Origin of the sequence: Flavobacterium procerum (assembly GCF_042431625.1) — a bacterium.
Lineage (GTDB): Bacteria > Bacteroidota > Bacteroidia > Flavobacteriales > Flavobacteriaceae > Flavobacterium > Flavobacterium procerum.
On record NZ_JBHLYW010000033.1, the window covers coordinates 1 to 12,678 of the forward strand.

General features: G+C 33.6%; 11 protein-coding genes and 1 rRNA gene. 8 read left to right on the forward strand and 4 right to left on the reverse strand.

The features are described from left to right. Together ACFFLS_RS25840 and ACFFLS_RS25845 are read right to left on the reverse strand one after the other, a co-directional pair. Positions 1 to 321: ribosomal RNA gene (locus tag ACFFLS_RS25840) — 16S ribosomal RNA — on the reverse strand; the annotation flags it as partial. 1,415 nt (positions 322 to 1,736) lie between these two features. Further along, entirely contained in the window at positions 1,737 to 2,723 is a 987-nt protein-coding gene (locus tag ACFFLS_RS25845) for a hypothetical protein (RefSeq protein ID WP_379689737.1), read from the reverse strand. A gap of 238 nt (positions 2,724 to 2,961) precedes the next feature. On the opposite strand from ACFFLS_RS25845, the gene ACFFLS_RS25850 reads away from it, so the two are divergent. From ACFFLS_RS25850 to ACFFLS_RS25885, 8 genes are all read left to right on the forward strand, one after another. After that, positions 2,962 to 3,477: an RNA polymerase sigma factor gene (locus ACFFLS_RS25850; RefSeq protein ID WP_379682385.1), complete on the forward strand. Its 516-nt coding sequence runs from the start codon at positions 2,962 to 2,964 to the stop codon at positions 3,475 to 3,477. Between the two features lie 50 nt (positions 3,478 to 3,527). Further along, positions 3,528 to 4,427 carry a FecR family protein gene (locus ACFFLS_RS25855; RefSeq protein ID WP_379682386.1) on the forward strand — a complete coding sequence of 300 codons (900 nt, stop codon included), beginning with the start codon at positions 3,528 to 3,530 and terminating at the stop codon, positions 4,425 to 4,427. 81 nt (positions 4,428 to 4,508) lie between these two features. Next, entirely contained in the window at positions 4,509 to 6,959 is a 2,451-nt protein-coding gene (locus ACFFLS_RS25860; RefSeq protein ID WP_379682387.1) for a carboxypeptidase-like regulatory domain-containing protein, read from the forward strand. A gap of 292 nt (positions 6,960 to 7,251) precedes the next feature. Then, positions 7,252 to 7,659 carry an OB-fold protein gene (locus ACFFLS_RS25865; protein WP_379682388.1) on the forward strand — a complete coding sequence of 136 codons (408 nt, stop codon included), beginning with the start codon at positions 7,252 to 7,254 and terminating at the stop codon, positions 7,657 to 7,659. Between the two features lie 6 nt (positions 7,660 to 7,665). Further along, positions 7,666 to 8,508, forward strand: a complete 843-nt coding sequence (locus tag ACFFLS_RS25870) for a DUF5777 family beta-barrel protein (RefSeq protein ID WP_379682389.1) — start codon at positions 7,666 to 7,668, stop codon at positions 8,506 to 8,508. 22 nt (positions 8,509 to 8,530) lie between these two features. Further along, positions 8,531 to 8,944 carry a cytochrome c gene (locus tag ACFFLS_RS25875; RefSeq protein ID WP_379682390.1) on the forward strand — a complete coding sequence of 138 codons (414 nt, stop codon included), beginning with the start codon at positions 8,531 to 8,533 and terminating at the stop codon, positions 8,942 to 8,944. A gap of 6 nt (positions 8,945 to 8,950) precedes the next feature. Continuing rightward, positions 8,951 to 9,505 carry a YceI family protein gene (locus tag ACFFLS_RS25880; protein WP_379682391.1) on the forward strand — a complete coding sequence of 185 codons (555 nt, stop codon included), beginning with the start codon at positions 8,951 to 8,953 and terminating at the stop codon, positions 9,503 to 9,505. Between the two features lie 162 nt (positions 9,506 to 9,667). Continuing rightward, the gene (locus ACFFLS_RS25885; RefSeq protein WP_379682392.1) at positions 9,668 to 10,063 is read left to right on the forward strand and encodes a hypothetical protein; all 396 of its coding nucleotides are present in this window, start codon (positions 9,668 to 9,670) and stop codon (positions 10,061 to 10,063) included. 191 nt (positions 10,064 to 10,254) lie between these two features. Here ACFFLS_RS25885 and ACFFLS_RS25890 read toward each other — a convergent pair whose 3' ends face one another. Both ACFFLS_RS25890 and ACFFLS_RS25895 read right to left on the reverse strand, forming a co-directional pair. Next, complete coding sequence (locus ACFFLS_RS25890) at positions 10,255 to 10,887, reverse strand: MBL fold metallo-hydrolase (RefSeq protein ID WP_379682393.1); 633 nt, start codon at positions 10,885 to 10,887, stop codon at positions 10,255 to 10,257. Between the two features lie 172 nt (positions 10,888 to 11,059). Then, positions 11,060 to 12,667 carry a RagB/SusD family nutrient uptake outer membrane protein gene (locus ACFFLS_RS25895; RefSeq protein ID WP_379682394.1) on the reverse strand — a complete coding sequence of 536 codons (1,608 nt, stop codon included), beginning with the start codon at positions 12,665 to 12,667 and terminating at the stop codon, positions 11,060 to 11,062. Positions 12,668 to 12,678 lie beyond the last annotated feature (11 nt).

A 12,678-nucleotide genomic window follows, 5' to 3' on the forward strand; every position in this document is an offset into this window, starting at 1 on the left:
GTCTCAGTACCAGTGTGGGGGATCTCCCTCTCAGGACCCCTACCCATCGTAGCCTTGGTAAGCCGTTACCTTGCCAACTAGCTAATGGGACGCATGCTCATCTTTCACCGTTGTGACTTTAATAGCGACTTCATGCGAAGTTGCTATGCTATGAGGTATTAATCCAAATTTCTCTGGGCTATCCCTCTGTGAAAGGCAGATTGCATACGCGTTACGCACCCGTGCGCCGGTCTCAAGGCCCGAAAGCCTCTACCCCTCGACTTGCATGTGTTAAGCCTGCCGCTAGCGTTCATCCTGAGCCAGGATCAAACTCTTCATCGTATATTTTAATATTATATATTCGATGCTCAATCTAGTGGTTATTCTCGAATCCTGCGACTCTATTACTCTTATTCTTTTTGTTCCGATTTGCATCGGAACGGCTGTCAATTCAATATGTCTACGAACGTGTATTTCTTTTTCTTGTTTCGCTTGTCTCTCAAAGCGGGTGCAAAAGTAGAAAACTTATTTCTAACCGGCAAATGTTTTTTGAAGTTTTTTTTTTGGAAAATTTTACTTTTCCTTCTCTTCTCAAACCTGCCAATCTTTCAACGAACTTTCCGTGTTTTGCGGGGTGCAAATGTAAAAGCTTCTTTCGAATCCCGCAAGCTTTTCGCAATCTTTTTTTCAGATTTTTTTTCTGTCTCGATTACCATTGCTTGCCAGTATTTCAGTGAACGCCTTTCGCTGTTGCGGGTGCAAAAGTAGCACCTTTTTCCGCTTATCCAAGCTTTTCACCACTCTTTTTTTGCTCTTTTTCTTAATTATTCCTTAACTCGCTGATAACGGATTCCTTACAGCCGCAACTTTTTTCATCATACGTAGGATTTTTCCTTTTCCTGATGTGGTTTCAGCATTTATCGGCCCGTTTTTCCCTTTGATTTTATCGGATTTTTAGTCTGCAGCACTCTTTTATACCAAGAAATCAAACTTTCGAATATGCTTTTTGGTAATTTTTAGTCTCGCAAAGGCGCTAAGGCGCTAAGCTTTTCCTTTTTTCATCCTCATTTCATCTGTCCATTCGATAAGCTTCTCCCGAAAACGCCCCTAGCCCCGATAGGAGCGGAAATCCTTTTGTGCCGGGGTTCGGCACAAAAGATTGAAGCGCATAGCGGGAAACGGCTCCTTAAAAAAACAAAGATAATCATGCTCAAACTACAAAGCGCGCTATACTTATTATATATGCAACAAAAAAACAAACCCGACTGGTTTTAGAAACTGTCGGGTGGAAAGAGAAGTTACTCCTTATATATAGGTATACTAAAATAAAAACCGATAGTTCTCAAAAAAAACTATCGGTTTACTTCTTACTTATATTTTTAAATCTAATTATCCTTTTTTAATTCACCAGCTCTTTTCTGCCATTTCTCTGACAGATCATCATAGTTGATTTGTTTGGATTAATAAAAAACTTAAACACCACATAATATATGATATAAACTTCTCTCTCTTGCCACGCCATCTGTTTCTATATAGTCTACCAAAATAGAATTCATACGAACATCTTTTACTCTCAATTCTTTCGATAAAGAAATCTTTATGACATCTAAATAGTATGTAAAAGTCCTGATGCTTCGATATTGCTAATACAATAGGCAAATCACCGGTTTTCAGTCAAACCGCATAAATATCCCATTCTTGTTTGTATATCCATTACGGGATTTTTAAGTTGGTTAAAAAGTAAAAGAAAACATTAATTAATTTTGTTTCTGAAAATACAGATAATTAGTCGCAGTACTTACGTCTCGCAATCTTATCTGGGAATTGTTGAACTCAAACAACTTCCAATTATAATTCAATTTTTTAAGCAATTCTGAACTGAAATTTAGCTGTACTTCCCTAACACCATTTTGCACTGTACTTTCCCATTGTCCTGTTTCTGAAAATGTGCCTTTGCTGGCAACCACCGATTTGTCGGCTTTAAAAACAAATGCGTACCCACTGTAATTTGTAGTTTTTATAGAACCGTCATAAAAATAAGGTATTTCCCAAGTCCCTTTTGTTATGGTTTCTTCAAAATCAAGTGCTACAATATTGTTTTCTGGACAATAGTCTATTGCATATTTAATGGCGTTTTCGAACTCCAAATTATTGGTAATCGATTTTGTCAGATTATTGTAATCTGTAATTGTAATAGGATATTTTAAAGAAATATACTGACTGTCATTTAAATTTTTGATAAAATTAAAAAACGCCTCATCGCTTATTATCGATTGGGAGCTTGCAGTCTGATTTACGCTGTTGTAAATAGTAATCGTTATGGGATAATTAATATTCAGTCCATTAATTTTGGATAAAAGATCGGGATAAAGATTCCAGTAAGCAATTAAGGAATCGAAATCGGCCTGATTCGGAATCAATTGTTCGATATAATTATAGTAAACCATTGTTACAGGAAAATCTATTTTCACAATATCATCATCATAAGCACTTGCATTGATGTTATCTAATACTTTTTGATAATCGGCAGAAGTATTGATTGCAATTTGCTCATTATTTACAGTAACGGTATAAGGAAGTTGTATGGTGCAATAACTCGATCCGTCAATCATGTTATCCTGTACGGTTCTTACCATTGCGACTCTTTGCAGATAACTGGTAAGCGGAGAAACATTTGTAATTGTTCCCGGATTACTATTGATTTCCTCATCTATTTCCTGTTGGCATGAAATGAGTAATAGCATGAAAACTGCACTTGATAAATATTTTTTCAAAAGGAACATATTGATGTTTTTACAAAAGTAATAAATTTTAAAAGAAACTGTTTTTTAATAAACTGCCAGTAAAGCCTTTCATAATTTTCTTCTATACTAAATTATCAAAAACCAATAGCATTTTATCCATCTGTAAAACAATCATCTTTACTTTTACCCTACTTCAATTAAAAACAAATACTTTTGCGCTGACAAATTGAAAACCTAAATGCCAGATAAAAACCAATCTAATACTTGTGATGAAATCATTTTTTCGTCTTTCTTCAAAAGTCATATAAAAGCACTTCGAAATTTTCTTTTGTACAAATTTGGAAATACAGAACAGGCCGAAGATGTTGCTCAGGAAGCATTTGTAAAACTTTGGCAAAACTGTGCTTCTGTACCTTTAGAAAAAGCAAAATCATATATCTATACTATTGCCAATAACAGTAGTCTCAATCAAATTGCACATCAGAAAGTAGTTTTGAAATATGAAAAAAACTTTACTGGTTTAGACAAGACAAATGAAAATCCAGAATATCTTTTGGAGGAAAAACAATTTCAGGCTAAACTTTTAAAAGCCATCGAAAACTTAAACGAAAAACAGCGTACAGCCTTTTTAATGCATCGAATTGATGGCAAAAAGTACAGCGAAATTGCTTTAGAATTGAATATCAGCGTAAAAGCAGTTGAAAAACGCATCCATTTGGCTCTGTTAAGCTTACGTAAAGAAATTGATTTATAAAAAGTAGGGTAAATTTAGTTCTAATTGTTTTAATTAAATAATACGATAAAATGAAGAAAAATCGCTTATTAGCAAAATGGCTCAACGATGATTTATCTCCTGATGAATTAGCAGCATTTGAGGCAAGTCCCGATTTTGAAAAATATAAAAAAATAAAAGAATATACCTCTCACCTGGAGACAGATGATTGGGATGAAAATGCTATGTTATCTAATATACTGAGTCAGAAAAAATCGACACCTAAAGTAGTACCACTTTACAAAAAGTGGGCGTTTAGAGCCGCTGCCATATTTGTTCTGGCTCTCGGAATTACATTTGCTATGAAAGTTTTTGTGCCTCAAACAGAAACTGCAGATTTTGGTCAAAAGACAACCTTTTCATTACCTGATAATTCTGAGGTCGTTTTGAATTCAGGTTCTGAAATAAACTATAAAAAATGGAATTGGAGCAACAATAGACATCTTGAATTAAAAGGCGAAGCTTATTTCAGAGTAGCAAAAGGAAGAAAATTTGAAGTGGAGACTCATCTTGGAAAAGTAACGGTTTTAGGAACACAGTTTAATGTTAAAACCAGAAAAAACAGATTTGATGTAGTGTGTTACGAAGGACGCGTAAAAGTAAATTATGCCAACACGCAGATTCTGTTAACTCACGGACAAAGTGTTCGTTTTGAAAACGGAAAACAAATTAAAACAACTGTAAATTCATTGAAACCCGAATGGATGGACAATCAAATATCTTTTTATCAGGAAAATATACGAAGCCTTTTGGATGAAGTAGAAAGACAGTACAACATCAAAATTGAATTAAATTCCAAAGACACTATCTCATTATTTACAGGAAAATTACCCGCAAAAGACTTAAATACAGCTTTGCAGATTATCAGTACAACCTATCATTTAGAAGCGAAAAAAGTATCCAATAATACAATAATTTTTGACGAAAAATAAATGCTGCGCCCCAGATTATTTCATTTTTTGTTTTTTCTTTTCTTTATTCTGAATCTATCTGCTCAGGATAAAGGAAAAGTTATGCCCTTTAAGAAAATAATACTTGAGATTGAAAAACAGCATGGGGTTAGTTTTAATTATACCGAAGACAATATTGCCAATCTGGAATTAAATCCTCCTAAGAAATCACTTTCTTTGGAACAGAAACTCGAATATCTCTCCAAAAAAACTAATTTGTCTTTCGAAAATATCGGAAACAAATTCATTAATATTTATAAAAAAGACAAGGTTTCTAATCTCATCTGTGGCTATGTTTTTTCTGTCTTAGATAAAAAACCTATTGAAAATGCCAATATCAGCTTCCCTGATAAAACTCATATTGAAACTGATTCAGAAGGATATTTTGAGTTTAGTAAACAAGAAAAAAACACCTTTATAATCAGCCACGTTGGTTTTACTTCGAAAAGAATTACAGCGGGCAATACAGACTCTAAAAATTGTATTCAAATTTTCTTGGAACCTGAAATTACAGAACTTCAAGAGATTAAAGCCAATGCTATTCTAGCTTCGGGGATTTCTAAAAACACAGACGGTTCACTTGTTATTAAACCAAAGAAATTTGGTATTCTGCCCGGACTTATTGAACCCGATGCTTTGCAGACTATGCAACAGGTTCCAGGCGTGAACAGTCTGGACGAAAGTGTATCGAGCATTAACGTTCGCGGAGGCACACATGACCAGAATTTGTTTTTGTGGAATGGAATCCGAATGTTTCAAACGGGACATTTTTTTGGTTTAATTTCGGTTTTCAACCCCAATTTAGCCCATACAATTTCGATTTATAAAAACGGAAGTTCTGCCTTTTACGGCGAAAGTGTGTCAAGTGTTGTAGCGATTTCTTCTACTCCAGAAACGGAAGAAAAAAACTCCTTCAGCGCAGGAATAAATATGATTAATGCTGATGTCTATGCCAAGTATAATCTTTCTGAAAAAAGTTATATCGAAATCTCGGCTCGTAAATCGATTACTGATTATGTAGAAACTCCTACTTATAAAGAATATTTCAATAAAGTATTTCAAAATACCACTATTACTGATTTTTCGCAGAATCAAAATGTCGATTATCAAAGTGACAAAAAATTCGGATTTTACGATGCAACGCTAAAATATGCTCAGAAAATAGGCCTTAAAGATCAAATTGTACTCGATTTAATTACCATAAAAGACAATCTAGAAGTTTTTCAAAGCGCATCTTTTTATGACATAAACATATCTGAAAACAATATTTTACGCCAACAGAATTATGGCGGAAATTTGTCTTGGAAAAGAAACTGGAATAGCTTCAACACTACCAAAATAAACGTTTACAATTCTACGTACGAACTTTTAGGCAATCAAAAAACAACTTACGTAAACCAAATTGTTGTTCAGGAAAACACGGTAAACAATAACGGAATCAATTTAGAGAATAATCATATCTTAAGTCCTAAATTTAGTTTTAATAACGGCTATCAGTTTAATGAAATTGGTATTACTAATTTTGAGCAGGTAACCAATCCTGATTTTTATCGTAAAATAAAAGATGTACTAAGAACTCACGCTTTAATTCTAGAGGGAAAGTATAATGACACAATTTCCAGAATATATCTTAAGACTGGAATACGCATTAACTATATCGAAAAATTCAAAAAATACATAGCAGAACCTCGATTTCAGTTTTGCTACGGCATTAGCAAAAGCATGAATCTCGAATTGCTGGGCGAACTCAAAAGCCAGAATACTCAACAGATTATTGATCTGCAGAAAGATTATTTTGGTATCGAAAAAAGACGTTGGATTGTTTCAAACAACACTACAATTCCGATTCAGAAAAGCAGACAGCTGTCTTTAAATTTATTCTACAAAAAAAATGATTGGCTTTTGGACGTTGAAAATTTTTATAAGAAAGTTAAAGGAATCACGACTTCAAGCCAGGGTTTTCAGAATCAGTTGGAATTTGTTCGCACCACAGGCGATTATGAAATCTGGGGAACAGAAATGCTGGTTCAGAAAAAAATAAATCATTTCTTAACTTGGTTCAGTTACACTTACAATGAAAACAACTATCATTTTCCAAATTACGAATATCCAGTTTTCCCCAATAATTTTGAACTGACCCATACTTTATCGTGGGCAGGAATCTATGAGAAAAACAATTTCAAAATCGCTTTAGGCACAAAATGGTCTTCAGGAAGACCAAAAACATCGCCAGATGTATCCCGAATTGACCTTACAAACCCTGTATTAGTGTACAATAGACCTAACGACAGCAATCTGAATATTTTTTCGCAGGTCAATCTTTCTTCAACCTACAAATGGGAAACCGCAGATGGAATTCAGTACAAATTAGGCATTTCAATCTTAAATATCCTAAACCGAAGAAATGAAATCAGCGAATATTACAGAATTAGTTCGTTAACAAATTCGATAGAAGAAGTCGACACTTTTTCTTTACAAAGAACCCCAAACGTGAGCTTTAGAGTTTCTTTCTAATTTAAGTTCACTTATTATTTATCCTTAAATCCGTTAGACTTTCCTGTAAGGTCTTTTTTTTGACCTTGTAGATATTCTGAAGGTGCAGAAATAATACCTCCAAGGTTTTGAAAACCTTGGAGTAAGTCAAATTATCCAAACATCAAATAATCAGTCTTCTATTACATTTTTTTCAAGAGTTTAAAAGACTCTTATTCATCTTTTTACATTTTTTTTTTAGAAAATAGCAATTTTTTGGTAGGGTAATCTGCATCAAAGCTGTTTAACAATTGAACACAATCAAAAGAAAAAAATGAAAAGAAAAAAAACAGCAGTTCTAGTTGCAAGCTTACTAATACTGGTTTCAGCAGGAATCTATTTGTATTATGGAGTCCTATTTAAAGAAGCCCGAAATATCGAATCAGAAACACCCGAATATGCTATCTCTGCATCCAAATTAGTCCAAAATTACAGTACAGATCCTAAAAAAGCAGATTCATTATATCTCAACAAAACCATTGAAATAACAGGAAAAGTAACTAAAGAATCCGATTCTGTAATCATACTTGAAAATACTGTTTTCTGTCTTTTCAAAGAAAAAATAAACGACAAATTGATTGATAACAATATGACAATCAAAGGAAAATGTATTGGATATGACGAATTATTTATGGAAGTCAAAATCGATCAGTGCACATTAATAAACAAACAAAACAAATAATTAATTATGAAGAAATTTTTAGTTCCAATCTGCCTTTTTTTAGCTACAATGGCTTACTCTCAGGATGATTTGCTCAAGAGTTTAGATTCTACTCAGACAGAAAAAAATTATTCGACAGCCACTTTTAAGGCCTTACAGCTGGTAACCTTACAAACAACAAAAATGCCTGCAAAAAAAGAATTCTATTTTGTAGTCTCACACCGTTTTGGAACAGTCAAAGATGGTCTTGACAGTTTTTTTGGACTTGATAATGCTACAACAAAACTTGGTGGTATTTATGGCGTAACAGATTGGTTGTCTGTGAGCCTTTCGAGACACACATTAAACAAAATGTACGAAACCGGATTAAAATACCGTGTAGCAAGACAAAACGATAATTTTCCTCTTGACATTGTTGGGTATAGTGTTGCCGATATAAATACATTTTTAGAAAAAGAACAATATCCTGGCTTAGAATTTAAACATCGTATGGCGTATGTACAGCAGATTCTAGTATCCAGAAAAGTGAGTGAAAAATTATCAATCGAATTAGTGCCATCTTTTATTCATAAAAACCTATACAATCCTGATATAGAAAAAGACAATCAATTTTCTTTTGGCGGTGGCGGACGCTATAAAATAACGAAACGATTATCAGTGAATTTAGAGTACATGCACAATTTCGATAAACCTGATTTCTACAAAAATCCGTTGTCTGTAGGTTTAGATGTCGAAACTGGCGGACACGTATTTCAACTAATCTTTACCAATTCGCAGTCTATGAGCGAGAGCGGATATCTTACCAATGCTGCTGGTGACTGGGGTAAAGGAGATTTCTTCTTCGGATTTAACCTATACAGAGTATTTTAATAACGACAAACACATAAAAATCATGAAAAAAACAATCGCACTTACAATTTTATTGGTCTCATTAGCAAGCTGTAGTGATTCTGATACATATCAGGATATCGAACCACAACCAAATGCTCCGACAAACCCGACAGACCCAACGAATCCAACTGATCCGACCAATCCGACAACGCCAACAGCAATTACATACAATAAGGATGTCAAATCTATTATTGATGCGAACTGTATAGGCTGTCATGCTAGCGGAAGATCTGCCGCTTTTAGACCGCTTACCACTTTTGCACAGGTAAAAGCTGCGGTTGAAAGCGCCGGATTGCTAAACAGAATTCAGCTGCAGAACGGCCAGCAAGGACTTATGCCTCAAGGCGGTAGAATGGCTCAGGCAAGTATTGATTTAATTGTAAAATGGAATACTGACGGACTAAAAGAAAACTAATTAATCATGAAAAAGTCATTTATTCATTTACTCACCTTATTGCTGCTTATTGTTGCCAATACGAATGGTTTTGCACAAAAACTGATTACAAAAACAGGGAATGTAAAGTTTCAAGCCTCTATGCCTTCTTATGAAGAGGTTGCAGCAGAAAACAAGTCGGCATCGGCAGTATTGGATCAGGCAACAGGAGATTTTGCAAGTTTGGTTTTGATCAAAGGTTTTCGATTTAAAGTTGCGCTTATGGAAGAACACTTTAATGAAAATTATATGGAATCTGAAAAATATTCGAAAGCCGTTTTTAAAGGCCGAATAGAAGATTTTGATATAGCAAAAATTACAGATACACCTAAAAATTTTACTTTAAAAGGAGATCTTACCATTCACGGAAAAACAAATCCTGTTGTGGTGACTATAAAGATTTCTAAAGCTCCAAATGGAGTGAATGCTGTTGGTGCATTTGAAGCAAAACCAGAAGATTTTGGGATTGAAATACCAAAACTTGTCCGAAAGAAAATTGCTGACAAAATAAAGGTTAATTACATTTTTTTATTGCTTAAATAATCTTTTCTAGACAATAGATGGCTTCAGATCATAAAATCTTCAACAGATAGTATCTTCTGAATGAACTCCTTTTGATTTGGGTGATTATTAGAACACAATGTTTTGGAGGCCGTTACGACTACTTAGTGCGGCCTCTTTTTTTCAAACTTAATTCAAATTAAAATGACCTACAGAAATTACATTGTTTCCGGAGAAGATGTTAATGATTTTATGGTAATGGAAGATTCCGCATACATTTCGTACACACTTCGATTATTGTATCATTTTTTATTCTCTAATGGATTTTCAAAAGAAAAACTCAATTCAATGAATTTAGATTTGCAGGAAGGAAAACACGAATTAGTATGCTACAAAAATTTGATGTTTACAGAATATTTTTTCGTTGTAATGACGCATTGTTCTGTAAAAGACAAAATTTATATAAAAAGCTCCTTTTTTAACTCAAAAAATGAGTGTTGTGCAGAAGTTAGTAAAGAAGTCGAATGGTTTGATGCTCTTCAAAGAGAAGTCATTAGCTCTCCAAAAAAAATCCTAAAACATTTTAATCAAAACATTTAAGATTGATTTACAAACTATCTTTTATCAAAAATGATAATGATTAAAGAGACCAACATCTCATTTTCATTTTTTTTATAAATTTAGGAATGAACGGCAATAAAAACACGACTCCAAAACCGATTAAAACCTTTGCTTTCCTAAATAGTTCTGTTACTAAAAATGCCTGAACATAATCTGATTTTAATTCTAAATCAATTACCATTTTTAATAATTGCAGTTACTGCTCCTGAACTATATTCTGGCGTACTTACCAAAACAACCGTATTGTCTCCAAATAAATCATAAGACAAACCTTGTGGACCAATTCCTGTTTTTGAAAAACTATATTTTTTAAAATTTAAATCATTTTGAATTTCCGTTGCAAAACTTTTAGGTTTTTCTACAGACTCAGCATTCCATTGAAGATCGCTTACCATGATTTTTTTTGCATTCTTGAGATATTTTAATCCTCTTGAATAATCTGACGGAAGATCACTTGGTATCAAATAATCTATATCGTCTGTTTTATAACCTACTTTTGCGAGCTTTTCGCAAATAATATCCTCAAGCTCGAAAAAGGGTTTATTTATAAGATTTTGAAAAAAACTAAGTTCACTTTTATCACGTTTTATCTGATTTATTTCTGCATGACACATTTGATCAATTAAAACTACACCTTTTGGATGTTCTATCAAATAACTTGATACAGGAAGCCAGACCTTACATTTAACTGGTTTTGCAATTCCGGTATAGGAAAATGCATAAAAGTTATTGTTTTCATTCTCAGGAAGAAATCTCTCGACTCTAACCTGTCCGTTTTGTAAATTGTGAACTTTAATTTCCATAATCAAATAGTATTTATTATTGGATAATCATTGATACTAAAGATAAAAAAACGAATCTAACAATGAATATAATTTAAAGAAAATATCCTTTTTGAATGATACTAAAATGATAGGAAGCAAAAAACAATCTGCTTCCTATCGAATCTACAAAATTCAAATTATTGTATATCCCCTATTGAATGTAACCTGGGTTTTGTTTTAGATTACTATTTCTTTCTAATTGAACCTGTGGTATCGGAAGAATAGCTCTAAAAGCTCCCTGAGGATTGGCTTTATTTGTAAACCAAGATTTTGTTGAATATACTCCAAATCGTATTAGATCTTGTTTTCTATGAGCTTCACCAACAAATTCCCAAGCTAACTCGTCTAGAAAACCACCATATTGAATATCAGCTCCACCTTCTAAATTTGTAATTGCTCCAGCTTCATAGGTTCCGTATTTATAAACGCTTCCTCCTAAAAGTTTTGCTCCAGTAACAGTTGCTTTAGCCGGATTAGTGTTCTTAAAGTTTCTTTGTCTAATTTCGGTAACAATTAGAGCGGCTCCGCTGGCATCTCCCATTCTCAGCAAACATTCTGCCTTAATCATAAGTGCATCAGCTAATCTGTAAAATGGGACATCATTACTGGTTTGAGCTATTTCGCCTGTACCTATTTCATATTTAACCATTCTATACCCTTCGTTTGGTTCGCATCCATTTACATTCGTCATATAGTTAATATATTCAAATTGTTTACCGTCTACCATTAATGGATCACCTTTACTGGTATATTGTCTGCCTCCTAGCCAACAATCTTTTAATCTTTGATCATCTGGATCGTAGGTATCTATAAATTGAGGGATACCGCCAGTTCCATTCCAAGGTCCTCCTGACAACTCGTAAGTCGCCTGACTTGGAGCTGCTAATGTTCTAAAAGGCCAACTTGTTCCACGCGCTTTAACCTCATCAAAAGGAATAGATAATATTTCTTCTGGCGAAGTTTCATTCTTTATTTTGAAATTATCCAAGTAGTTACTATTTAAGCTAAATAAACCGCTGTTTATTACATCATTGACTTCTGCCAAAGCTTCTGTCCATTTTGGTGTTCCTATGTACACCTCAGCGTTTAAGTATAATTTAGCTAAAGTCATTTTAACAGCCCAGGTTGTAATTTTTCCATAAGTAGCCGGACTATTTTTATCACTTAAATAAGGCAAAGCTGCTTTCAGTTCACTTTCTACAAAATCATATACTTCTTTGCCTGTATTCTGTGTAGGCAAATATCCTTTCGGAAAATCATATTTCGTTACAATTGGAACATTTCTAAAATTATCTAGCAACAAATAATAATAAATCGCTCGTAGTGCTTTTAATTCCTGAAAAACAGTTTCTTTATTTTCAAGATCTGGTATTTGCTCAATCTGAAAAATAGCTTTATTGACATTATTGACCCCATTAAACAAGTAATTCCAATTTCCCTCTGCGTGAGGAAGCGCAGCCTCATAAGTATGCAGGTGCATTGTAATGTAATAATCTCCCCAACCTATACCATTTCTTTGTGGTGTTACCATTAAATCTGATGAATCTTCGTATAAGTTAAAAGCAGCATCCCAATCTGCATAAATTTGTCTAAACGAGTTGTAAGCCGGAGCAACAATACTATTTAAATCTTCTGCAGTAAATTTAGTTTCTTCCGCAACAACTTTGTCATAAACAGTCTCATCTAAATTTGTACATCCTGTTCCGAAAAGAAATATTCCAGAAACAAGGAATTTATATATTATATTTTTATTCTTCATTTTGATTCAAT